Annotated in this window: 21 protein-coding genes and 1 pseudogene; 9 read left to right on the top strand and 13 right to left on the bottom strand. The window is 41.8% G+C overall.

All coding sequences use genetic code 11. The features are described from left to right. Positions 1-17 precede the first annotated feature (17 nt). Positions 18-914: a hypothetical protein gene (locus GSQ66_RS09600; RefSeq protein ID WP_162427274.1), complete on the top strand. Its 897-nt coding sequence runs from the start codon at positions 18-20 to the stop codon at positions 912-914. Between the two features lie 89 nt (positions 915-1003). On the opposite strand, the gene GSQ66_RS09595 is transcribed toward GSQ66_RS09600, so the two are convergent. Then, a complete protein-coding gene (locus GSQ66_RS09595) occupies positions 1004-2227 on the bottom strand; it encodes an IS256 family transposase (protein WP_162426027.1) in 1224 nt (407 codons plus the stop codon). 410 nt (positions 2228-2637) lie between these two features. On the opposite strand from GSQ66_RS09595, the gene GSQ66_RS09590 reads away from it, so the two are divergent. Beyond that, entirely contained in the window at positions 2638-3012 is a 375-nt protein-coding gene (locus GSQ66_RS09590) for a hypothetical protein (protein ID WP_162427273.1), read from the top strand. 205 nt (positions 3013-3217) lie between these two features. Further along, positions 3218-4402, top strand: a complete 1185-nt coding sequence (locus tag GSQ66_RS09585; RefSeq protein ID WP_162427272.1) for an AAA family ATPase — start codon at positions 3218-3220, stop codon at positions 4400-4402. Between the two features lie 278 nt (positions 4403-4680). Here the strand turns inward: GSQ66_RS09585 and GSQ66_RS09580 are convergent, their stop codons facing one another. After that, positions 4681-5973 (bottom strand): PIN domain-containing protein, encoded by a 1293-nt coding sequence (locus tag GSQ66_RS09580; protein WP_162427271.1) that lies wholly within the window; start codon positions 5971-5973, stop codon positions 4681-4683. Positions 5974-6222: 249 nt separating this feature from the next. On the opposite strand from GSQ66_RS09580, the gene GSQ66_RS09575 reads away from it, so the two are divergent. After that, on the top strand, positions 6223-6564 hold the full coding sequence (locus tag GSQ66_RS09575; protein WP_162427270.1) for a hypothetical protein: 342 nt from the start codon (positions 6223-6225) through the stop codon (positions 6562-6564). A gap of 534 nt (positions 6565-7098) precedes the next feature. Then, positions 7099-8103 carry a DUF3871 family protein gene (locus GSQ66_RS09570; RefSeq protein WP_162427269.1) on the top strand — a complete coding sequence of 335 codons (1005 nt, stop codon included), beginning with the start codon at positions 7099-7101 and terminating at the stop codon, positions 8101-8103. Positions 8104-8278: 175 nt separating this feature from the next. Here GSQ66_RS09570 and GSQ66_RS09565 read toward each other — a convergent pair whose 3' ends face one another. The 4 genes from GSQ66_RS09565 to GSQ66_RS09550 form a co-directional block, all read right to left on the bottom strand. Beyond that, the gene (locus GSQ66_RS09565) at positions 8279-10234 is read right to left on the bottom strand and encodes a DUF3732 domain-containing protein (protein WP_162427268.1); all 1956 of its coding nucleotides are present in this window, start codon (positions 10232-10234) and stop codon (positions 8279-8281) included. 7 nt (positions 10235-10241) lie between these two features. Further along, positions 10242-10733, bottom strand: a complete 492-nt coding sequence (locus GSQ66_RS09560; protein ID WP_162427267.1) for a three component ABC system middle component — start codon at positions 10731-10733, stop codon at positions 10242-10244. Continuing rightward, on the bottom strand, positions 10730-11920 hold the full coding sequence (locus GSQ66_RS09555) for an ABC-three component system protein (protein ID WP_162427266.1): 1191 nt from the start codon (positions 11918-11920) through the stop codon (positions 10730-10732). The genes GSQ66_RS09560 and GSQ66_RS09555 overlap by 4 nt, the downstream gene beginning before the upstream one ends. 237 nt (positions 11921-12157) lie before the next feature. After that, a complete protein-coding gene (locus tag GSQ66_RS09550; protein WP_162427265.1) occupies positions 12158-13009 on the bottom strand; it encodes a DNA/RNA non-specific endonuclease in 852 nt (283 codons plus the stop codon). Between the two features lie 125 nt (positions 13010-13134). Between GSQ66_RS09550 and GSQ66_RS09545 the strand changes: the two genes are divergently transcribed. Then, a complete protein-coding gene (locus tag GSQ66_RS09545) occupies positions 13135-13794 on the top strand; it encodes an SOS response-associated peptidase (protein ID WP_162427264.1) in 660 nt (219 codons plus the stop codon). On the opposite strand, the gene GSQ66_RS09540 is transcribed toward GSQ66_RS09545, so the two are convergent. Beyond that, positions 13781-14539: a hypothetical protein gene (locus GSQ66_RS09540; protein WP_162427263.1), complete on the bottom strand. Its 759-nt coding sequence runs from the start codon at positions 14537-14539 to the stop codon at positions 13781-13783. The two genes, GSQ66_RS09545 and GSQ66_RS09540, sit on opposite strands and share 14 nt — an antisense overlap. A 179-nt stretch (positions 14540-14718) precedes the next feature. Between GSQ66_RS09540 and GSQ66_RS09535 the strand changes: the two genes are divergently transcribed. Continuing rightward, entirely contained in the window at positions 14719-15183 is a 465-nt protein-coding gene (locus GSQ66_RS09535; protein ID WP_162427262.1) for a LexA family protein, read from the top strand. After that, on the top strand, positions 15180-16457 hold the full coding sequence (locus GSQ66_RS09530) for a Y-family DNA polymerase (protein ID WP_162427261.1): 1278 nt from the start codon (positions 15180-15182) through the stop codon (positions 16455-16457). The genes GSQ66_RS09535 and GSQ66_RS09530 overlap by 4 nt, the downstream gene beginning before the upstream one ends. Positions 16458-16804: 347 nt before the next feature. On the opposite strand, the gene GSQ66_RS09525 is transcribed toward GSQ66_RS09530, so the two are convergent. After that, complete coding sequence (locus GSQ66_RS09525; protein WP_162427260.1) at positions 16805-17038, bottom strand: helix-turn-helix domain-containing protein; 234 nt, start codon at positions 17036-17038, stop codon at positions 16805-16807. A gap of 167 nt (positions 17039-17205) precedes the next feature. Here GSQ66_RS09525 and GSQ66_RS09520 point away from each other — a divergent pair, with 167 nt between their 5' ends. Next, entirely contained in the window at positions 17206-17673 is a 468-nt protein-coding gene (locus tag GSQ66_RS09520) for a hypothetical protein (RefSeq protein ID WP_162427259.1), read from the top strand. A gap of 252 nt (positions 17674-17925) precedes the next feature. Here the strand turns inward: GSQ66_RS09520 and GSQ66_RS09515 are convergent, their stop codons facing one another. From GSQ66_RS09515 to GSQ66_RS09495, 5 genes and pseudogenes are all read right to left on the bottom strand, one after another. Continuing rightward, the gene (locus GSQ66_RS09515) at positions 17926-19497 is read right to left on the bottom strand and encodes an NFACT RNA binding domain-containing protein (protein WP_162427258.1); all 1572 of its coding nucleotides are present in this window, start codon (positions 19495-19497) and stop codon (positions 17926-17928) included. A 91-nt stretch (positions 19498-19588) separates the two neighbouring features. After that, positions 19589-20350 (bottom strand): MBL fold metallo-hydrolase, encoded by a 762-nt coding sequence (locus tag GSQ66_RS09510; RefSeq protein WP_162427257.1) that lies wholly within the window; start codon positions 20348-20350, stop codon positions 19589-19591. Next, complete coding sequence (locus GSQ66_RS09505) at positions 20347-20622, bottom strand: hypothetical protein (protein ID WP_162427256.1); 276 nt, start codon at positions 20620-20622, stop codon at positions 20347-20349. The genes GSQ66_RS09510 and GSQ66_RS09505 overlap by 4 nt, the downstream gene beginning before the upstream one ends. Further along, positions 20623-21002, bottom strand: a pseudogene (locus tag GSQ66_RS09500) (response regulator). Positions 21003-21008: 6 nt separating this feature from the next. Continuing rightward, positions 21009-25178: a PAS domain S-box protein gene (locus GSQ66_RS09495; protein WP_238395627.1), complete on the bottom strand. Its 4170-nt coding sequence runs from the start codon at positions 25176-25178 to the stop codon at positions 21009-21011. Positions 25179-25183: the final 5 nt, after the last annotated feature.

Genomic DNA, 25183 nt, shown 5'->3' with positions numbered 1-25183 from the left:
CCTGATAATAAGTGTTTATGGTTGCGCTCAACTTTTATTTATCATTAGTTAGGAGAGAGGGATTACAAGAATGGGAAAAGCTTTACTTAACTCCCAAACCTGAATTACCCGATCACAATGTAGATCTTGCTAATAAAATTGCCTCCTATTCTGGATACGATGAGTATGGCAACCCTGCTATCATTCAGTTTTCTTTAATAGCCATGATGAAACAAAAAGTGGTTGAAGAGCAAAAGAAAACTCTATCTATTATTGATGTGAAACTTAATACCAGTACAAGGTCTGAAGGACGAGAATACTTACTTGACATTCTTGTATTAGTAGAACAACTGAGAAATGACGCAACTGAGAGTAAGAGTTTTGACTCATACCCTTCTATAATCAAGTCCCTTGACTTTATTGAAAGAGAGCTTAGAACAAGTTACACCAGACTTTTAAGTAACCTTTCTGAAACCACATCACAAATAGATATAACAGCACCTGCAAAGAGAATTAAACCTGCTTTACCCCAAACTTTTACTTATATAGGTTTCAGCCAGTTAAGTGAATCTGAAGCTACTTCAAGGTTATTCACTTTTGCCCATGAACTGATCAAAGCAGGTTTAGTTTCTAAGACTCCCTTTGATAAACAGCAAGAGAATGTCAAGTCTGTTGCTGATAGTTTAGTTAAAATTTTCCTTGGTAAGGCACTCAAGAGCCCTATTATTTGGAAAGCTAGTAATGGCAAACTAAGATACCTTATACACCAACTCCAATTCCAGGAGCTAATAGAACAGGTACCTAATCAAGGGCACTGGGATATAGCTATATCTTGCTTTAAAATGAAGGATGGTAGCTCATTTAGCAATAACCAGCTAAGACTTGGTAAAGACCCTGAACGCACTGATATTATAGATCAGGGGAGTGTAATTTAAACTGTGTCATTCCTCATTTCAATTTACTGGCCCTTTTGCTGTTCTGGCTGAGTCCTTACGGCAACAGGGCCAAACTATTGAAGTGTGACTCACTTCAAGTCCAGTTGCATCCTCTCGCCAAACCAGATCGATAGCTGCTGGGCCGTCTGGCTCCAGTTTGCCAGTGGCATCACCCACTTTTTGCTGATATGCTGGTGCGAGAGGTAAATCAGCTTCAGCAGAGCCATGTCTGAGGGGAAAGCTCCTTTGGTTTTGGTCACCTTCCTGACCTGGCGGTGAAAACCCTCTATCGTGTTGGTGGTGTAGATCAGGTGGCGAATCGGCTCAGTGTACTTAAAGTACGTTGAGAGCTTCTCCCAGTTTCGCTGCCAGCTCTCGAGCACCTTGGGGTACTTTTTGCCCCACTTCTCTTCCAGCTCCAATAGCCTGAGCTCCGCCAGCTCTTTTGTTTCTGCCCGGTACACGGGCTTTAAGTCCCTGATAAAATCCTTCTGATCCTTAGAGCCCACATATTTGATACTGTTACGGATCTGGTGGACAATACAGCTTTGTACTTCAGCCTGCGGGAAAACACTGCCGATGGCTTCGGCAAAGCCCTTTAGGTTGTCGATGCAGGCAATGAGCATATCCTGTAGGCCCCGCTGTTGCAGGTCAGTGAGCACCGAGAGCCAGAAAGTAGCCCCTTCGCTTTCGGATACATACACGCCCAGCAACTCTTTGTAGCCGTGGCGGTCAATGCCCAGAATGTTGTAGACAGCTTTGGAGATGGTGCGCCCTTCCTGCCTGACCTTGTAGTGCATGGCGTCCAGCCAGACGATGCAGTAGAGCGGATCCAGCGGCCGGGCCTGCCATTCCTTAACCTGGGGAACGATCTTTTCGGTGAGGGCCGCTAAGGTATCGTGGGAGATGTCCATGTCGTACATCTCCTTCAGATGAGCCGAGATGTCCCGAAGGCTCATGCCCAGGCCGTACATGCTTAGAATGCGGGGCTCCAGGTTTTCGGCCAGCACCGTTTCCCGCTTGCGGATAATCTGCGGCTCAAAGCTAGCCGAGCGGTCGCGGGAGGATTCCACTTCAATCACTCCGTCTGTTGTACGCACTTGTTTGCTCACCTTTCCGTTGCGCCGGTTGCCTTGCTTGCGTTGCTCATCTGTCAGATGAAGGTCCATCTCCGCGTCCAAAGCGGCTTCTAAAAAGTGTTTTAACAAGGGGCCAAGTGCGCCATCTTTGCCAAAGGTGGGTTTGCCGCTCCGGAACTCTTCCAGGAACTGGCGCTTGATCTTTTCCAGATCCAGCTCGTTTTTTTCTTCCATGTCAACTGTGTTAAAGGTAATACTCCTAATCCTTTGACACAGTTTATTTTACAGCCTCTAGATCAGATAATTAAGAAAGTGTCTCTCTACACCTAAGATATATTCTATACTTTTTTCTTCTTCTGTTTTCAGTTCACTTTGTACCAGTGGAAGTTCCTATACGCTTTAACTAAATTCTCTACTCTCTACACCTTCCTCTACACCTATTCCCACCCCCTTTGATGGTGGCTTGAACACCTGCTATGTTTGCAATGCAAGACAACAGGCAAACATAGCAAGGTACCCTAAGATCTATTCGATTTATACCTGTCAAACTTGCAGCTACAGAAGGAGTGTACATAGCGCAATATCACTCTTAATGTAAATCCTGCTGTATGGTGTTCATGCAGCTATATAAAACTTAAAAAATTATGGATACTAATAATAAAGAGCTTCTTATAGAAAAGCAGCAATTAAGACAGTATGAACTAAATGAAGGCTACAGTATGATTTTGTCAATCTCTGATGCTGGCTCACTATTCAATCTCTCTGAAGAGGACTTCCTAAACTACCTGATGAGGCTAGGGATAATAAGCGTAGGTTATAAACAAAGCCAAGAAAGCATAGAGAAAGGGTGGTTCTTAGATGGTGATCTAGAACCATTTGATGGCGACATCAACAAGCCAGACACCTTTTTGTCTCATACTGCATTGAAGGGAATCTTCTCACTATTAATAGATAATAACCTTATCTATTATACAGAGGTGGTGCCTAAACCCTTTACACCTAGAAGGAGTGAGAAATAGCAGCTAAGAAAATCAGTTAGGCAAAAAATATTTTGAACCTACATACAGATTGAGCCCTTCCTGCAGAAATCGTGCATTCCCAGTGCAGCAGAGCAGGAAGCCTCTTTCGATTTCATCAAACTTTCAAGGATAGTAAGGTTAAGCAATGGATAAGATCATTTCTACTGCCTAGCTACTCCTATGTCAGATTTACACACTGTTAATCATGAAAAACGATACTATACAAATGCCAGCACTTCAAGAAAGTGTATTGGAACCAGCAAAACTCTTAAGCCAAGGGGAAGCACTAACCCTAGATAATAAACACCAAGTTGAAGATCAAAAACCACATCCTGTATATAGAGAACAAACTGCAAAACCAAAGAAGAATCCCAAAGCAATACCATTAAGTGAGGCTATAGCAACAGCTAAGGATCTACCAGAAACTGAATTCTTATGGTCAGGTATCAATAAGAAGGGAGTTGGTTTTATCTTTGGACAGAGCAAGAGTGGCAAAACTACACTTTGCGAAAACCTGGGAATGTCGTTAGCTGCAGGACTAGACACTTTCCTAGGAAGCAGTTTATTGAAAACCACACCCCCATCGAAGGTGCTATTCATATCCCTTGAAGAACACTACCTCAGGAGATTGTCTAGAAATGTCAAACAAGCCAAAGTCATTTCTGAGAAAGAGGGGGAAGACTGGAAAAGCAACTACCTAATTGTTAATCACGATATGCCTCTTTATATGGCAGGTGAAAAAGAATGGAACATCCTGGATAAGATTATCAAAGACAACAAGCCTGAAATAGTCTTTATAGACTCCTTAACACGTTTAAGTGGTGAAGCTATTGAGAAGAGTAAAGTTGCAAGTGAGCTTATGCGTAGGTTACATGAGCTCGCCAAGGAGAATGACATCACTTTGATGGTGATTCACCACACAGCTAAACAGGCTGGCAAACCTTTGGACATGGCGAGTTTAGCAGGGAGCAGGGTGATTATACAAGAGGCTGACTTCGCTATAGGCATTAACAAATCACGAGGCGGTGTGCGCTATATTAAGGAAGTAGCCTTCAGGTACAAAGCTGAGGCAGAGGACGCTGTCTTAACCTTCACACTAAATAGCAATGGTTGGCTTGAAGCTGGTGAGAAAACCTCAGAAATAGAATTGACTGAAGGCTATGATAGAAGACAGGATGACACTAACCAGAGGGAGGTTTTACAGTTTATAAAGAATAACATGAAACCTGAAGGTGTTAAAACTCAGACACTTATAGATGGCCTAGTGAATACTGCTATAATGTCCAAAGGCACTATGCATACAGCGATCAAAAAGTTGATAGATTCTGGTAAAGTGACACCCAAAAGAGGAATTTACAGATTGACTGATTCACAGAACTACAATAAATAACTATACTAGCTATACTGCTTAGACAAAAGGACTTTAAAGTATAACTAGTTTAAGTAGTATAGCTATTTTTATATTACATCTTTAAAGACATTTGCTAAAGTCGAGCTACTGTAATACCTCCATTGATGTGGTTTAAAAAGTGCTTGAGTAAAACTGTAACACTGTTTATCAGCCTAGTATTTCTTTAAATTTGAGTTTCTTTTAAACCACACACATTGTATTAATATAGCTTTAATCAAGATTCAGATTGCAACAATATAAACTTATGGATACTTGAATTAATCGTCTTTCGACAGTAGATCCCCAAAAACTACTAGAAAGTAATTGTAATCGTCAATAATGGTCTGAGCCACTGCTTTTAACTTTGTTTGCTGTAGTGTAGTATCTCTCTTCTGTCTTATTGCTTCGTACTTAACTTCATAATTTAGTGACTTTAACTCTAGTAACATCGCTTTAAATGTATTAAGAAACGATTTTATTGATGGGCCATGTTGGCCAAAAGTAGATGCATTCTCATCACTAACTGTGCTTAAAAACAGGTCTATATTGTAATCTAAGGACTCGTCCTCTATGTAGGCATCAACATCTGAAGAGAAGGGTAAGTAATAAAGGATAGATTTAATAATATCTTCTAGAACGTTAATTTGTAACTTTCTGGACCTAATAGTTTTTGGAGGAGGGATATTAAACCTCAAGTGAGCACTTTGAGTCTCTTTGAACTTTATATCTGCTAAGCCTTGTGACTCAAGAAAGTCTGAAAATGTTATACTTATAAAGTTCGCACCTTTGGTATATCTGTAAAACTCATCTACTAATTCAAATCTTGTAGAAATAGCTTTACTGTTTCCTTTAACCATCCAGTCGTTCTTTTCGTCATTTGATACAAATATTACATCCTTCTGCTTATCAAGCCCAAGCTCCAATATACTTAACCAAATAATTAGATCCCCAATTGCATTCTCTCCTTTACTTTTGTCCTTATTGCCAGGTGGAATGCTATGCTTGGTTCTAAAGTTAAACTGTTTTACTAGCTCAGGTTCTTCAATTTTAGTGCTAATTACAATGTCTTCACTAAATGTATCTGAATACAACGAAGTAACTGGATCAGACCAGTTCCAGTTAGTTATGTCAGACTTTAACTGATCTAAGTTCTTCCTATATTCATTAAGATGCTTCTTAATTTCTTCAGCAATCTTGTTTACCTCTTTATATGCTCCTAATTCACCTAGTATTGGATACTCTATCTTCTTTACTGTAGGGATACTTGATAGGGCATTATCAATATTTGTATAAAGATCACTAATTCTGTTTGATCTGTTTCTAGCAAACTCCCTTAATACATGAGCTGGTATATAAAGTCTTTGTTCTTTTATGAGCTTCTTGTAAACCTTTTTAATTTCCTCTATATCTTTCTTGCCTGTATTATATGGTGCAAGCAGAGAGTTAGTATCCATTACAAACAGAGCTCCCTCAGAAATTTCTTTGGGTTTAACTGTTCGCTTACTTAAGATCGAGTTAATATCAGGATAAAGATTATGTAAAATGAAGTGGTTTGTGTCTTCTTGAGCCATACTGATTTCATGTAGATACTTATATAAAAGTATATATATGTTGAGATACTAACTAGAAACTGCCCATTTAAATCTTTCCAAATAGTTATAGAATTGGTTTCAAGCCAGAAACTATTCTACCTATTTTTTATAATTTTTTTTTACCCCCACCCCTGCGCTCGCAACATATAATAAAAGTCTGCCCCCTAGCCTAACCTTGCGATTGGCACTGGGTCTCTCGCTGTTAAAACCTTTAAATTATAACTACTCATGGTAACAATTGTAGATTGGAAAAAGCGTAATTCTGAGGATGGCAGAGAATTTAACGCTTTAATTCTGCAGGGTGAAATTGAACTGATTCAATCCAAAGAGTCAGGAAGATTCTATGCAACTGCTAAAAAGTGCTCTATCTCCTGCACGTTCAACGATGTAATCTGTGAAACTCTTATTGGAAAGACATTGCCTGGTCAGATTGAGAAGATGCAGTGTGATCCTTACGATTATCACATTCCTGGTACTGATGAGATCATCAGCCTGGCTCACACCTACTATTATGATCCTGTGGAAAGAACGATGGAGCAGGAAGTGTTTGGCATGAAGGCAGCAGCTTAGCGCCATGACAGAGGTAGCCATTACGAGCTACCTCTTTTGTTTATCCCCTTACAATTACACAAGGAACATGATTACAAAACATCTGCTTAGCCCAGAGCCCAGCAGGTTCGATGACAGCTGCCTGTTCTTATCCAAGTATAAACTTCAGAGGTATTACTGCCCTTTTGATGTAGAATGCATCAAACCTGTCAGAGCCATAAGAGCAGGTCAGATAAGGCAGGTAGACAAAGTATTGAGCTGGGGATCAGGTCTTATCCTATATTTTATAGAAGGCAAGCTATATCCTCACCAATTCTTTCGACTTAAGCCACCATATTACTTTGTGCTAACAAGATTCAAATAGGATTAAAGGAGTTATGCTGAATTTCTTTGGCATTGTTCTGTGAGATAGTTTCTCCTGCTAACTAAAAAACTACTGAAAGAACGTAGCCACGACCATTCGCTGCAGCAAGATGGGAGGGGTAGTTGCCATGCTTGGCTTCTATCCCCTAGCAGCATCGCAATCATTGTAAATCAACCACAAACTTAATTAACATGAGACATTCACTTATCAGGGTTACACCCCATTCAGAGCCTAGGCTTACAATTAGCAACAACAACGAGACAGAAGCAACTACTTCTGTCTCTTCTTCTTTTATAGAGGCTAATACTTTGTCAATCGCTTTGTCAGAGTTGCATCAGGATCATATTATTCCAGTTTATGTAAAGGACAACGAGCCACTAATCAGCCAGGCTGACTTTATTCAGGCGACTCAGGAAGCTGCCTCCACTATCTTTAGAGGGGAGCAGATTCTACCACCTCAGATCAGGTGTAGTCACCCCATCAAGGGCAGGATTCCAGAGGCTAAGGATAAGTCTGCAAATCAACTGTTGGATTGGGAAAGGACTTTATACTATGAACGCATGATGTTTCTTTTGGAGATCCCATCTGTCGTGAACACAATAGATGGCAACCAGCTTACCTTAACCATTGGGGGCGTGAAGGCTTACAACTTGGACAACCTTTATAACAAAAAGGGAGCTGCTGAGCACTTCAAGGTGTTTATTGGTTTTAATAACCTTGTATGCACGAACCTATGTGTGAGAACAGATGGTTATTTGGCTGATCTTAAAGTGAGCCATGTGGATCAACTTCAATCAGGTATTCATCGGCTTTTAAACTTTTATGATCAACACCAGCACCTTAAACAGATGCAGACTTTAACTGAGCACTCCATCACAGAGCAGCAATTCGCACAGCTGCTTGGGCGCTGCAGAATGTACCAGCACCTTCCATCTGAAGAGAAGAAGCAGATTCCTCCATTATTGTATGGAGACTCCCAATTAACTGCTGTCTGCAGGGACTACTACAAGGACCCCAACTTTTGCAAGCAGGAAGATGGGAACATTAGTCTGTGGAGACTTTACAACCTTCTGACTGGGGCTAACAAATCTACATACATTGATCAGTTTCTTGATCGCTCTGCTAATGCTCTGGACTTTGCATTCCAGATACAAGGAGCAGTACAAGGCCATGCCTCCAGCTGGTATATAAGCTGATTATGCTTAATTTCTTTGTCGTTGTTCTATGAGATGGTTTTCCTTTGTTATAAAACCACTGACAAAACTTAGCTAATCTAAATAACTGAAGTAAGATTAAGAGGGAATAGTGCCATTTACGTGCTATTCCCTACTTATAGTTACTATTACCTAATGAATCTAACCTATGAGTAAATTAGCTTGTTAGCCAACTCTCTGGAATTAATGCTTTACCATCTGTCCAAGGATCTTCAACAAGCGCCTCTTGAAACCTCTCATCATCCAAATTCGCATGCTCAGTTACAATTATTTGGAAGTTAGGAAAAAGGTCATCGCATACATCAAACAATAGTTCAAACATACGTCGAACAGCAAGCTCATCAGCCCCTTGCGTTCCTAAGTCCTTATTGGTTCCATCTAGAGCCTTATAAGTTACACTTGATGGGAAGTAAACTTGTGTTGGCTGATCAAGTACTATAAAACTAGGAACAGGGCGTTTTTTTGAAATAAAGTACTTATGTAGAGATAGTAAAGCAATTAGATGACATCCAAGATGGTTTTCACCACTACCCATTCGTTCCATTACAATTGGACGGTCAGGAGTATCTGCAACTACAGTAAGCTTCTTAATATCAAGCCTATAAGGGAAACCTTTATGCTCCAAATTAAGATGATCAGCCCATTTCGTCATTTGGGAACTAACTATACTTAATATAGAAGTAATGACATCCTCTATTTCTTCAAGCTCTAACCCCTTTAATATTTGGTTAATCTTAAGCTTTCGAGCCTCTATTTTATCATTCAAGGATTTACCTTGATCTGTTACTAATGTATTAATACTTTCTATATACAGACTGGCGCGACCAGCAACCCTTGCTGCGATCAGTTGGGCATCTCTAAATTGTTGTGAAGTATCTTGCTCCTTATTTAGAGCTATAAATCTTTCTTCTGATGCCCTATATTCTCTGCGTATTTCTTCTAGGTCATTTCTCAATCTAATAAGGTGTTCATCAACACGAGGTTTTTCATGACGCACACTTTCAAGGTTAGCCCGCAGTTTAATTAAGGAGTTGTTGAGTTGTTCCAGTGAAGGTGTTGGTATCTCAAGACTAGATTCACATATAGGACAATATTGTTCATTCGAATTTGAGTGATTGAACAAATTAGCTACTTCAAGACGTGCAACCTGTTCCTTTACCTCATAACTAAAGTTGCTTGATTCTCTCTGAAAGTTCTCAACTTCAACTATATCTTGTGCTTTTTTCCTAAGTTGAGTTCGAAGGCTATGCATTTGTTTTTGCTCTTCTTCTAAACGACCTCTATCAGGTCCTGTAAACTGATTAGGTGACCAAGAAGCAATGCCCCTTAATAATTCTATCATGTTCTCATCATTGACTTCTGTGTCTGGATCAATGATGCCAGCAGCTTGTGCCTCTGCAATAAGTGTACGTGCTCCTTGAGTTTTTTCACTAACTACCGCTAGTGCTTCTCTTTGCTTTTGTTGTAATTGGCGTAAAGAACGTGATAGTTCCTTTAACTCATGTTCGAGAAGTAATCGATCCTCTTGGATTGCTCCTAAAAAGTATGGAAGCGTGTCCTTAATAGACTGAGACATAAAAGGATCTGCCTGTCTCCAGAATAGCTGGCGTTTATTTGCTATTAAGTTCTGCTCTTGAAAAAGATAGAACTTCGTATGCTTAAGGGTAGCTTCAAAAGGAGTTGTAGTTCGCCCTTCAGCTATCACAGTTTTGTTTAAACCTAGCCCTAATAAGCCTGATAAATTAGCAACAACTGCGTCATCATTCGAGTTTGGTTCAAGGTTCTTTAGTTCAGGCAGATTTACATTTGATCCAGTTTCCCAGTACACCTTACTTTGAGAAGTAGCAAGTCCTTCTGGTGCAGGTTTAGCTATTAGAGCCTGCATATCTCCAATTTGAAGAATTACAGCGTACCAAGTTACTATCCCTCGATTGACACCTTCGAATACATTAAATGTAGAACGACCTAAACAGTAATCTAATATTTCTATAATTGATGACTTACCTGTTCTAGACTTACCAGTGATAATGTTTACACCACCTATCTTAAAGTCTAAGGTCCTTATATCGCCAGCAGCATTATAAAGGGCTATTGTTTTGATTTGAAAACTCATAACAGAATTATATACGAAGGCCAAACATACTCATAACTGACACGGTGCTACCTGCAGAAGCGAACCATCGTCCTAAGAATAAAGCTTTATCAAGACACTGAGATGCTTCAGTATCAACAAGGCTATCAACATTACTCTTCTTCATCTTAGGGGCGATAATACCTCCTTCAGTCGTAATGGATAAAGCATTTCGTTGCATTGCATAGATAATAGATTCACGCGTATAAGGCTGCAATGCATTAGTTCTTTGTGTCAATCCTACTCGTACCTCTTGATGCTGCTGAACCCAAACATGTAGTCTTGTAACTGAGGTTTTAGGAAGTGATTCTCGTGTAGTCTTATGTAGAACTAGAGGTAGTACAAGAAAAAGTAAGGGCAAATCTATTCCTTGCTCTATCTGCTTTTGATAACCTAAAGCAGCCTGCCTAAGCAATAATGCACAAAAAGCAGGATTTAATAAATTAGCAACCTCAACAGGGCGCTCCTTCCATTGTATCATTTTAACTGAGCTATAAGATCATCGAGCTTTTCTAAACACTTGGGATGCCAATAAATGCGTGGAGGTTTAAGGTCAGCAAGGATTTGATAACTACCTCTCATTACATACTCATGACCTAATGGCATCTCCTTGCGTATAGGTATATCTACTGTCTCAAAGTTTAATAGCATCTTTTTCCCAAAGGCAATCATATCCTCATCACTAACTGGGCTGAGTTCATCCTCAAGTATTGCAACATACCTTTTCCATTCCCTAACTAGTCTTATTTCATATTCTTCTAGCTCATTATCTATTAATAGGTCTTCTCTCACCCAACGAGCACGCTGCTCAAAAGCTTTATAATAATCAGATATACATTGCCTAATTCTTTGAGTATTAACCTTTAAAAGATTAAGTTGATGAACAAATAAACGCTCATCTTGGGCTAAGATATATTCTTCGTCTGGTTCTGAATTCTCGTAATCAATTGGCAGACTGTTTATCTTGAACTGTTCATTGATTGCATGAACTTTATCGATTACATCTAATTGAGTAATCTCACTCCCATTGTTCCCTAATAGACGATCTACTACTTTATCAAACCACCAACCTTCCAGTCTCTCATATACAGAATCTAAATGTTCTGAACGTATTCCCCATCTAATTTTCTTTTTAATAAGTAGTGGAAGCTCTGCGATAGTAGGGGACTGATCAAATATAAACATTGCCTCTAAAAGGCTCAGTTGTTGTACTTTACTCAACGCTTTGAAAGCATCAAATGAACTCACGAGAGCTTGATTACTAGAATTGTTTGCAACCCCTAACAGCGCAACATGGGCCTTTTTGATATCCCTTTGATGACCATTACTAAGGTAGGCAACTTCAGAGTTTGTAGGAATAAAAGCAGTAGTAATTAAATGCAGAACTACTGTAGATGGATTCCATCTATTTTCGCTTAAACCATTGCTCCACACTCTAATAGTCTTCCAAATATCAGGACTGCTTAGGGTTAATGTTGCTGTCCTATTGATATGATGCTTTAACTGATCTAAAGTCATACCACCTGAATGCTGAGTAACAACATCATCAAGACCCTCAATAATGATAGATACTTCTTCCCTTTCATCTTGTATTATTGCATAAAGAGCATGTCTTGCTTGATAATAATAACCTAAACCCTGTGGGCCAGCAGAAAAGGGTGTACTCATTGATTATAAGAAGTAAGATTGTTTTCAGATTACAATATATGGAATTAAATATATTCCAACATCAACACATTTTATATTCTCAAATAATGTCAGCTATTTACCATACTCCTATCCCTTAGAGTAGATTTTCATCACTACTTAAAGCAAGGGGCTTTACATGTTGTTAAGCTTCTTAAAAGGACCTTAGAGTAATACTTTAGCTTTCTCATAAGGCAACACCAACATTATAAATAATAATTACCTAGTTGGCCCCCTGTCAGTCTGTCTCTCCAACGTCTCTTGCAGTTCTGTAGCTAAACTGGATAGAAGATCATAGCCAGTGGCAGTCTCTATCGCATCTACTGTAGTACGATAAGCTCCCCAGTCAGAACTGATGCTGTTATTGTTAGGTGTGTCTATGGCTATCACCCTTGTGTTGGAGCTTATCCTGCTCAGATCATTATCTCCATCAGGAAGTATAACCAATACTTTCCAGATACGATTAGGAACTGCCACCCTTCCCTGATCTATGGTGTGGGCCAAGCCATTGCTGCCAGTACCACCACTACCATAGCTTCCCATCATCACATACACTTCCATTCCATCATCTACCAAATCACGTGTGTAATCTTCCAGATTGGCCCAAGTCTGACGATTGTGATTAGGGGCCTGTGGGATCATGTTGGTCATTAGGAAGGTCGCAGAGTTATCTTCTATAGTCCTGGTCCTGTCTGCAGATGGTGTGTTATGGCCTCTGTCAAAACCACTACCTGTATAACTTGAAGCAGTCACTTTATACCAATCTGCAGGAAGACTCTGGTCAGCTCTGAAGTCATCCTGTCTGTCAGCAGTACCCAGCCAGCCCTTGCTCACATACCAGCTCACCCAGTTAGGTGTCCCCCTGTCGCGACTATAAGACAGTGCATATTGTGGTCTTTCTATCAGATAATTATTGAAGTTATCTTCATCACTCGTCGCACTACTTGGATTGCCTAGTAGCAGATGCTCCCCATCAAGAGCTGCTGACTGCTGTGGCGCTACTTCTGTTTCCTTACAACTTAGCAGGAACAGGACTATGAATACTTGGTAGAGGAGATTTCTTTTTGTCATGATATGCTGATTAAGATTATATCAGTCTATAGACGTAGCAGAGTTGATCTTGTTTATGCTTCGCATATTTATGACTCATTGTGCTTTTAAGCTCGTAGAAGGATTGTAACAACCAGTTCAGCACCATGTGTGGTAGATATTCAGTTATTCCTAAGGCAAAGGGTAAATCGCGTGTTTCCAAACTTCTCGAAAACCACATACAGGAAGCGAATTATAACGCTGCGCCATCTCAAAGCCTACCTGTGGTTACTAATGACCATCCAGATGAAGTGCAGTACTTCTCCTGGGGCCTGCAGCCCTTCTGGGCAAAGGATGCAAAGACTGTGAAGCGTTCTATCAATGCCAGGGCAGAAACGCTGGCAGAGAAGCCATCCTTCAGGAACCTGCTCAAATCAAAGCGCTGCCTGGTGCCAGCTGATGGGTTTTACGAGTGGCAGGTCACTGAACAGGGTAAGATGCCTTACAGGATATTGCTGAAGAACGAGGAATTGTTCTCGTTTGCTGGTTTGTGGGATGAGTGGCTGGATAAAAGCACAGGAGAAGTACTGCACACCTATACCATCATTACAACAGAAGCTAACGAGTTGGTGAAGCCTATCCATGATCGTATGCCAGTCATATTATCACCAGAGGCTGAAGAGCTGTGGCTTGATAGCCATGAAACACAAGAGGATTTACTTACGCTGTTAAAGCCCTATAAGACTGATACTATGAAAGCATACCCTATATCTCCATTGATCAACTCACCTTTAAACAACGTACCAGAAGTACTCAACTCTCTGTAATGTGGTTACCTACCCCATCAAAGTACTTTTCGAAAGTTTGATGTAGTTCTAAACGCCTCGCACTACTATCTATTGGAGACAGTTTATCCTGTACCTGCTGTAAAGTTTTGAAATCTACAGACTTAGCTACATCAATAATTATAGAATCAATCTCGCCAGTAGCCTCCTTCATAAACTTCGTCTCAATATGCTTTAGGGCTTTCGATTTCTCCACTTCATTGTAATCGTCTTCCAACTCTGAGTATGCTGTATCTGTGAATATCTCGCCCTTAGACAAGCTTTCAATATATCCTTTGAGATTCTGCTTATCACTTAGTCTATATGCTAGCAAGGGATCAACTTCAGCTAGACTGTGAACTGTCTGGTTGAATTGCTGGCTTAGTAGTTTATCGCTTTCGTCATTAAACTTAATCCCTATAACTCTTTCTTTTATAGCTTCAAAAGGTTTAGCTAATGACTCCCAAGCTTCCTTTGGCATTATTTCAGCGTCAATGGGAAGTCTCTCTCTTACCCACTCTACATAGAAGTTAACAAATTCATCATATCGTTGAGATTCTATCAGTCTGATACGAATCTCAAGTAGATAAAACAATACCTTTTTAAGCTGCTTCTTATCTTCATGGATTATCTTATCTTTCTCAGATCTTCTTGCAAAGAACCACACTAGACAAGCTCCTACGATGGTGCTTAAAAGTGTACTGATTTGAGTAAAGGCGTTCTGCCAGAAGTCTGAAGTTGTTTCCAATGGTCTATGCAGTTTAGATATAATATGTCCATTTAAAGATGCGAATGTAACAAATAGTCGTGAGCAAGAAAGCAACTATAATGGCAATTGAACAAAATTAAACTAATAATATTAGCACTTTCTAATCTTTTGCACGTAATTGCTAATCAATTTAGTTTAATTTTATAATAACTGCTGTTATGAGCAATGCCAAAGTCATACCTATTGCTTCACATGCTTTAGAAGTATTAGATTTCGAAGTTGTAGAAGCCATAACTCTACCTTTGTTTGCCTCCTACATTTCTGCTGGGTTTCCTTCACCTGCTGACGATTACCTAGAAGATAAAATTGATCTGGGTAAGTATTTAGTTCAAAGCCCTAAATCTACCTTTATGATGCGTGTCAGAGGCGACTCGATGAAAGATGCAAACATAAATGAAGGGGATCTACTCGTTATTGATAAAGACCTCGACCCAGTTGATGGGCAATCTGTAGTCTGCTTTTTGGATGGAAGCTTCACTGTAAAGACCTTCAGAAAGATCAATAATAAACTATACCTCTATCCAGCCAACCCAGCTTACAAACCTATCGAAATTACTGAAGACATGGACATGCGTGTCTGGGGAGTTGTTATCTGGATCATCCATAAACCAGTAAAGCTATGACCACTTTATTTGGCCTGTGCGATTGCAATAACTTTTATGCCTCTTGCGAGCGTGTATTTAATCCATCATTGAATGGAAAGCCAGTAGTAGTGCTAAGCAACAACGATGGCTGCGTTATCGCCAGAAGTAACGAGGCAAAGGCATTAGGCATCCAGATGGGTGAGCCCTTCTTCAAGATCAGAAACTTGGTGGAGCACAACCAGCTATATGCCTTCTCATCCAACTATGTGCTGTATGGAGACATGTCTGATCGAGTTATGGAGACACTATCGCTATTCACTCCAAACGTAGAAGTATATTCTATTGACGAGTGTTTTCTGGATCTGGGTAACTTCTACGACCTTGATCTCAAAAGCTATGCAAGAGAGATCAAAAGAAAGGTCTGGCGCTGTACTGGTATCCCAGTAAGCCTTGGCGTAGCACCTACCAAAGCGCTGGCAAAGGTAGCGAACAAACTGGCTAAGAAGTCTGCTAAAGCGAATGGTGTGTTGGTCTTGACAGAGCCCTATCACATTCAGAAAGCGCTAGAGGTAACGAAGATCGAAGATGTATGGGGCGTAGGCAGGCAGTATGCGAAGTTCCTTAAAAACCACCACATCAATACTGCACTGGATTTTACGAATGCTTCAGAGAACTGGATTAGAAAGCACATGACAGTGGTAGGTGTGAGGCTGCATAAAGAGCTGCGTGGTGAGTCATGCTTGGAGCTTGATGAGGTAGCACCTCCCAAGAAAGGCATCTGTACCTCCAGAAGCTTTGGCAAGAAGCTTACAACATTTAATGATGTACTGGAAGCCACAGCCAGCTATGCAGCTAAGTGTGCCAGAAAGCTTAGAAACCAGAAGAGCTGCGCTAAACTTGTAACTGTGTTTGTACAGACCAACCCCTTCTCTGAGAACGATAGACAATACTACAACAGCAAGACCATTTGCATGCCAGTAGCCACTAATTCAGACATAGAACTGATACACTATGCTACAATGGCGCTTAAAGCGATTTTTAAACCACACTACTGGTATAAGAAGAGTGGGGTGATCGTAACTGAGATTGTACCTGAACATCAGATACAGTTTGATCTACTTGATACAGTAGACAGAGAGAAGCATAGTAACCTGATGCAGGTGATAGATGGGTTGACTGATAGATTTGGAAGGAACAAGGTACAGGTGGCTGCACAAGGTGTCAGTAAGAGCTGGATATTGAAATCTGATTACAAGTCACCTTGTTACACTACCAGGATAGCAGAGCTACCAATAATTTATAACCTATCTTGAAACGTTGATCTACTTGGATCTCATCTATTGTTATGTGGTTTAATGAGAGCTAATTCAGGATGTAGCTTAAGGCTATATCTGTATCTTCTAATTAAGATTACACATGTAGCTGGTATGATAATTTAGAAGGAGCTTAGAAGCATATTCAGCAAGGATCCCTAAAAAAAGCATAGACAGGGCTGGGTCCACTTTTTAAGCCCTAAAGGCCTTGCAAAAGAACGCTTTTTCGACCACATTTCCTAGTGATTTTTTACTTATTTTAGCTGATAACCATAGGTTTACACACTTTTTACTAGCTTTAAACATCCCCAATTGGTAGGGATTGTAGTGTGGTTTAAATAAAGCTACTAATCGTCAAAACCATCAGAGAAGAACTCCTGCAACGTCATCTGATGAATAGCCAAAACTTTAAGCAGTGATCGCATAGTTAGGTTGGCTTCACCTTTCTCTAGTCGCCAGTATTGCATCCTTCCTAACTCGTGATCCAACGCAAAAGATTCGTAGCTACTATAACCCTTCTCGATTCTAATTGCCTTCAGTCTATGCCCTATAGCTTTCAGTATCTCTTCTTCGCTCTTCATAAGCGAAAGTTGATAGATATCTTACTTTATTATTACACCTTAAAATATAACACCTTATATGGTGCATAAAGAATATCTTTATAAATTTAGCTAATCATAAAGAACAGCATTAGAGAATAGTCCTTGATGCTACTAGTAAGTTCTTCAACAGCTAACAACACTACTAAATGACAGAAGATGAATTTTGGCAATCCTATAACGAAAGTATAAAAGACTGTGTAAAACCAGTTCTAAGGGTTTGGGAAGTTGATATTGGATATTCAAGGGATGGACTAACGCAATGGTATTATATCTGTACAATTGATGGACTACATCCAACTGAATCAAGAGCTTATTACTATCACAGGCTGCAAGACGATCTAACAGATGACTCTGAACTGCTTATAGAAGATATAATCATACATGAAGTTGATGAAGATTGGCAAGAAGGGGATGATGATTTAGATGGCTACTTAAATAACTGCTTAAAGGAGTTAAAAGAGGGTTATTACTACGAGTTTAAGGACTTTGCTATATCACAAACCAAACAAACTTACCCAGAAGAGCAATACAGGTTATTTTGGGATTTGGATTACGCCCCTATTAAGCTTGGTTATGATGGCCCACCACCTGGTAAAACCTTATTTGGAGCATAGTAGTTATCAGGATATGTGGTTTTAGAATCACTTCGCCACATGTAATAAATTATAGAACCATATTCTATTACATTATACATTCAATAAATGTCAAATAGAGTCCATTGGATACACAGTAAATATTGTGAAGTGAACTGATCAGTGACCAAAGAGTTAAACATGGGCTATAAGCTTGTCAAACAGAGTAATAGGGTGGGAGTTCGAATCTCCCCGCGCGCACTTTAAGATAGCCGTAGCTTTAACGAGTTACGGCTATTTTCTTTTCTCGAAAGGATTTTCCGGCTTTACCAGCAGCACTTTTTCACGTTCAACAACTACAGCACCGGCAGGCGCGCCTTTTGGTTTGCGCACCCATTTTTTAGGTGTATACATCACCGGGCAAAGCGAATCCTGCTTGCGTTTGGAGTACCAGGCTGCCAATTGCGCGGCTTTTTCCAGAACAGTAGTTGGTATCGTTTTACCCGCCTGGTGCTTGATAACCACATGCGAGCCCGACACGTCTTTGGCGTGTAGCCACATGTCTTCTTTATAGGTGTGGCGCTGTGTTAATTCGTCGTTGTTCTGTGAGCTTTTACCAACCAGTATCTTATAGCCTTCTGTCTCGAACACCCGGAACGGCGATTGTTGCTGTGCCTGTTGTTTAGAAGCTAGCAGGTGTGCATAATCGCGCAGGTATAGTTTCAGTGCCTTATAGTTGTCTACTTCGGCTAAGGCTTGCAAAGCAGATTCCAGCAGGATGATCTCTTCCATCTTGCGCTCGGCCTTTTCTTCCAGTTGCTGTATTTCGAGGTGCTGGTTTTTGGCTTTACGGTATAGTTTCTCGGCCTGCTTTTGTGGCGTTTCGTTTCGCTTTAGCTTAAACGTGCGCTGCTGGTCGGTATAAAAATCGTATAGTTCTACTTCTTCAGACTGCGGCGGAATATTGGTCAGGTTGGCCATCAAGATATCAGCTGTTTGCGAGTAGGAGCGGTTATGGCGCATTTCCTGTAGTTGCTGCATAGCTTGTTCCAGCACCGTCTGAGAACCGTTCAACTTTTTGGTGAGTTGCTGTTTGGCCTGCTCGTATTGCTGCGTAAAACCAGTCTCCGATAAATAGAGGCGGCTATAGTTGTTCAGGGCTTCCAGCGGGTCGGGGTAACTATAAACCACTTCGCCTAACGGTAATAACGATAACCTGAGCTTGCCTTTATAACGGATGATATAGAATTCGTCCGGGTTGTCGAGTTGTTCCAAAACCTGCTGCACCAGTTCCCATTTTTCTTCGAGGGTTGCCGAACTATAGTTTTGTTGCTCTAAATAATCTGTGGGCAGTTCTCCGAAAGTTGGGTATAGTTTGCGCAGGTTGCCTTGTGCTTCTGTAAAAGCTGCGAAGTTTTGCGGCAACTGGCGGTCCATTTCCAGCGGGTTAAGCTCGGCATCGGCAGCAAACTTTTTATGGAACAGGTGCAGCGGTTCGTCATGCTGGTACAGTACGATGTTGGAACGGTTGCCAAACAACTTAAACAGCAGCAACATGTCATCGGTAAGCTTTAAGTAAAAGCTACGTTCGTTCAGGTGCTGCACCACGTCCAGCACCGTTTGCCCGATCATCTGCTTAAACAGGTTTACACTTTTGGCCCGTGCCCGCTTAAAATCATCCGGAAAAGAAAGTGCCGAGAAGTGTGCTGTAAGTCCGGCGCGTATATAAAACTCCTTGCTTTCATCAGCAAAACCGATCACCAGCTCATCCTTGTTCTGGCTGAAACAGGTCACGATCTCTTTACCTAACAGCTCTGTTTTGAGTCGCCTGGAAAGATGCTTTAAAAAGTGGTAGTTCTGATGCACTGTGGTTAATTAGGAATGAGTAATGATGAATTCACTTCAGCAAGTAACTATAGTTTTAAGACTTGTTCAACACAAAACGATCAGCTATAAACTATAGCTCAATTTGCAGGCCGTCATAGCCGAGGCGTATAAAGTCGGGGAGTTGCTGTTCTACTTCGTGGTGCAGGCCCATCAGGTGGCTGATGTGTGTGAGGTAGGCGCGTTCCGGTTTAAGTTCGGTCAGCACATCTATCGCCTCCTGCAACGAGAAGTGGGAGATATGCGGTTCTTTGCGCAGCGCGCCCAGTACTATAACTTTTGAGCCACGCACCTTGTCCATCTCTTCTTCCGAAATAAAATTGGCATCAGTGATGTAGGTAAAGTCGCCTACCCTGAAACCTAATACAGGTAGCTTATAATGCTTTACCCGGATCGGGATGAACTCAACTCCTTCTATTTCAAAAGGTTCTTCGGCAATAGGATTAAGCTGCACTCTTGGAATGCCCGGATACTGAACTCCTGAAAAAATGTAGGCAAACTCGCGTTTCAGTTGTTCCAGCACGCGTTCCTCACCATACAGCGGCATGTCTTTGTGCTGACTGAAGTTGTAGGCACGGATATCGTCGAGGCCGGCGGTGTGGTCTTTGTGTTCGTGGGTAAAAATAAGGGCATCTAAGGTGTGGATACGTTCGCGCAGGGCCTGCTGGCGGAAGTCGGGCCCGGAATCGATGATAAAGCTTTTGCCGTTTACCTGCAGGTGTACGGATACCCGCAGGCGGTTATCGCGGTAATCTACAGAACGGCAAACCTCGCAGTGGCACCCGATCACAGGCACACCCTGCGAGGTTCCCGTACCTAACAGTGTTACTTTCAATTACTTTTTTCGTGGTTTCGGATATCGTGGTATAGTTGCCGGTTCTTATCGCTCAGGCGACTTTCATCCAAAGCAATAGAGCGCAGAATATCGTAGAGGCAATTTACTTTGCCCTCCAGGCTATAGTATTTGTTTACTACAGCCACTTTCATATCCTTCAGCACACAATAGCCGGCTTTAAAATTGCCTTTTTCATAACGCAGCACAAAATCCGACTCTGCAAAAATATCCTCCAGCTTGTTTAGAAAAGGCCGCGTGTACTTCAGCTCCATTTACTTGGCAGTGTACTCTTTTACGGTTTGTACCAGCATATCAAAGTCCAGTGGCTTAGGCAGGTAGGCATTTATGCCAGCTTCCTTAAAGTCTTCCATGCTATAGTTGTTGGCATTGCCGGTAACTGCTATAATAGGAATAGTAGCGATATCTTTATTCTTGCTGGCGCGGATCTCACGGGTACACTCCATACCATTTTTGATCGGAATGTTAAGGTCCATCAGGATCGCGTCGATCTTGTTGTTTTCTACGGTTTTGATCACTTCGCCACCGTTCTTAGCGGTCAGGATCTTATAGTTCTGCAGTTCCAGAATCTTTTTGTCAGGTTCAGAATAACAGAGCTATCCTCTGCTATCAAGATTGTTTTGGTCTCTGCCATAGTGGGTTAGATGATGATTTCTTTATATGATTTTCGATAGTTTTCGTATTGTTCGAGCAGCTTTTCGAAGTTGTCGGCCACGCTTTCAAACTTCTCATGCTTTATATCGTGCTCCAGAAGTTTGGCCAGTTCGGCAAGCTTATTTATGCCAAGCGTAAAGCCGGTACCTTTTAACTGATGCAATGTACTTAAAATACTCTTGTAATGTTGTGCCTGCAGGTCTTTTTTGGCTTCCTCCAGCAATTCAGCGGCTTCCTGCTCAAACTCCTCATACAATTGTAAGGTAAAGGCTTCACCGCCTATTTGTTTCAGCTGCTCTGCAACCTCTTTATTTATAATATCTTGTAAAGCGTCACCAGCTGTTTCCTCTTCGGGCACTATAGTTTGAGTGGCATCCGGTTGTTCTTCTATAGTTTCTTCAGCATACCAATCAGAGCGTTCCCATTTGTTTATTACCGTTAGCAGGTCCTTGCTCTTAACCGGTTTCGATACATAGTCATCCATGCCCTGTCCCATAAACTTATCGGCATCATCTTTCATAGAGTAAGCCGTCATAGCAATAATAGGGGGGCAATCAGTACCCAAAATCTCCTTTATATGCTTTGTAGCAGTTACACCATCCATCTCCGGCATTTGTATATCCATAAAGATGATGTTATAGTTGTTGGATGTGGCCAACTCTATTGCTTCAAAACCATTAGAGGCAATGTCGGTGCGGCAATTCAGGCGTTCCAGTTGTTTCTGTGCAACCTTCTGGTTAATCTGGTTATCATCTACCAACAATACATACGGGCTGTTCTTCAGTACTTCAACCTCTGCGTTCAGTTCTTTCAGGCGTAGCTGTTGTTCTGCCACAGCGGCTTCACCAGCTTTACGCACCCGTATCTTAAACCAGAAGGTGCTGCCGTCATTCGATTTCGACTCAACCCCGATCTCGCCACCCATAATACTTGTGAGCTGCCGCGAAATGGCAAGCCCCAGGCCGGTACCACCAAATGTTTTGGTAGATGAATTATCGAGTTGTGTAAAGTCAGTAAACAACAATTGCTGGTCTTCCGGGCTTATGCCTATACCCGAATCTTTCACGCGCACGTGCAGCATGTATTCCTGTGTCTTTTTGTCAATAAGTTCGCTGTCTACAGTTATGCTTACCTCGCCTGCATTTGTAAACTTAATAGCATTAGATGTAAGGTTCGATAATACCTGTAACAGCCTTGTTTCGTCTGTTAAAACGTAGCGAGGTGTTTCCGGCGATATGTTATAGGTAAAGTAAAGGTCTTTTTGCTGCGCCCGGTTCGCAAACAGCGAATGTATTTTACCGAGTGTATCGTGGAGGTCAACGCTGCTCTCATGTAGTACCAGTTTGCCAGCCTGTATCTTGCTCAGGTCCAGTATGTCGTTAAGAATGGCCAGCAACGCATCCGACGACTTACGCAACGTGTCAATGTATTCCTGCTGCTCCGGATCGGTATTGATGTGCGTAAGCAGGTCAATCATACCAATAATGCCATTCATAGGCGTACGCAGCTCGTGGCTCATGTTGGCCAGGAACTGAGATTTGGCTTTTAACAGATTTTCGGCTTCTTCTTTGGCCTGCAGTAATTCCAGCTGGGTACGTTTCAGTTCTGAAACGTCGCGTATTACACCCTCCAGCGCAACTGGATTATTATACTTGTCATATACCAGGCGTGCATCGGCCAGCACCGTAATCTGTGTTCCATCTTTCCGGAACATTTGTATCTCGTAGTCCCGGATAATTTTCTGGTCTTTTACATATTGCTGCATGCGCTGCCTTTCTTCAGGATACACATACAGGAATGTAATGTCTTTGCCTAGCACTTCTTCTTCGGTATACCCCAACACCTGTTTAACCGACGGGCTCACAATTTCCAGCGGCCCGTTTAGTGAAGTGCGGTAATAAATATCCTGGAAAGACTCGAAAATGTGTCGGAATTTCTCTTCGTTCTGTACAAGTGCCAGCTGCGACTTTTTCTTGTCTGTTATATCAAGCGCTATCGCTGATACCTCTTCAAAAGTGCCGTCTTCCAGGTAAATCGGGTTCAGGAATACTTCGCGCCAGGATTCAGGGTCGTGAAGATGCACTTCAAAATGCTGCGGGGTACCTGCAAAAGCTTTTACATACTTCTCCTGCCAGAAACCGAAGCTAAACTGATGATGATCTATTAGGTGACTTTCGCCCAGGCTATCGAAAAGTCCGAGAATTCTGCCTGTTCTTTTCTCAAAGGTGGCGGCGAAATTGCGGTTAAACGATGTAAGTTCGAAATTCTTGTTCAGGGTCCACATGTGGTGGGTTCCGCTCTCAAAAATTGCGTTTAGCTTGGCGTTCTGGTTATTTATCTGTTCCTCGTTGCGCTTACGCTCAATAGCAAGTGCTACCTGGTTCGATATAAAGTGCAGAATTTCGATGTCAGTATGCACATAAGCATCCGGGTTCTGGTAATCCTGCAGGGTAATAACACCGATAATACGATCGCCGATTGCCAGCGGAGAGCAAAGTATAACTTCAGGAATAGCACCTTGTATGGTAAGGTTTTCGCGCTCAGCCAGGTCAAGCAGTTCCTGTTGCTGCATGTACAGCGGCTTACCGGTCTCAATAATGTATTCTGACAAGCCTCTTGAGAACGGGCGCCGGGCATGTGTCTGCGAGGTTTTGTCAATGTACTGGTCAACGAGGTAAACAAAGTTCAGGTAACGGTAATCCTGGTCGCAAAGCGCAATGTAGATGTTACGTGTTTCAATGATCTTGCTCAGCTCCCGGTGAATGGCACTATAAAGCGAGTTTAAGTCTTTACTGCTGATAGCCAGGTTAGCTATACTATAGTACACTTTTTGCAAACGCTCCGCTTTTATACGATCGGTAATGTCGTGCAGAATTGCGCGTGTGGCTACTGGGCGGTCGTCCTGCCAGCTGCAGGTAATACTTCCGATAAGGTGCACCGGCTTACCTGCCTTGGTCAGGAAAACGGTTTCTATTTTGTTTACATTTTCTCCCTTATACAGATTGCGCAACTGGTAAATAAGCTTGGCCTTATAGTAAGGATGCACTATGTCATTCAGCGTCAGCGATTCAATGTCTTCATCGTTGTATCCCAGTCGTTCTTTCCAGGCTTTGTTAACGAAGATGAATTTATTGTCGACGGATGTATTCTGGATAAGGTCATGCGCGTTGTCGAAAAGGTCCTGCAGGCGTATCTTATTATCCTTCAGGGCCTCCATCGCAATACGCTTGTCGGTCATGTCTTTACCTACACTGGTAATGCCGGTTACTTCGCCGTCAGGGCCGTATTCCAGCATGCAGTTCCAGCGGATGGTCTTTAGCTGGCCGGACTTGGTAACCAGGTTGCGCTCATAGTATGCATTTAAATGGCGGGTGGCGAGTGATTTTTTAAAATCCTGGATACGTTGTTTCCGTTCCGGTTTTGGAACTAACAGTTCATAAAAGTTCTGGCCGAACAGCTCATCACGTTCATATTCCACATATTTCAGGAAATAGTCGTTGGCAAAAGCTATGTTCCCGTTCACATCCAGGCTATAGTAAATCATGTTTACTTTTTCCAGGAAATCGCGGAATTGCGCCATCGACTCTTCGGCCACTTCTTCGCGGCGCTTGGCTTGCTGCACCTGCTTACGCTGGGTTATGTCGCGCTTAAATGCCTGTATATAATATTCACCGTCAATCAGTATGCGGTTCAGGTTTATCTCAGCATCTACCAACGTGCCGTCCTTACGTATATTTCTCCATTCAAAAGTAATAGGTGCGCCCGTGGTTAAAGTCTGTTCCATAAGGCGGGCCGTTTTTTCATGCGAATGGCTACCGTCGGGCTGGAACTCAGGAGAGAAGTCCATTGGTGTAGCACTTACCAGGTCTTCGCGCCTGCATCTGAAAAACTGCAGGGCCTTTTCGTTACAGTCTACTACGCTTCCGTCCTTAAACAACAGGATAGCATCGTAGGCAGAATCGAACAACATTTTGTATTTGTCTTCGGAGTGCGAGAGCTGTAGTATAAGCTCATACCTGGATATATAGTTGCCGATAGCGGTGCCAACAAAGTCTAACAACGACAGGAAAGATTGTGTTATGTTAGAACCGCCTTCCGGCCATACCATTAAGAGTGCAAGTAATTTTTCGTCAGTAGTGACCGGTACAATTGTCATTTCAT

The organism is Pontibacter pudoricolor, from assembly GCF_010092985.1.
Lineage (GTDB): Bacteria > Bacteroidota > Bacteroidia > Cytophagales > Hymenobacteraceae > Pontibacter > Pontibacter pudoricolor.
The sequence above is the reverse complement of the archived record's forward strand: the minus strand, read 5'-3'. Positions and strand labels throughout refer to the sequence as shown.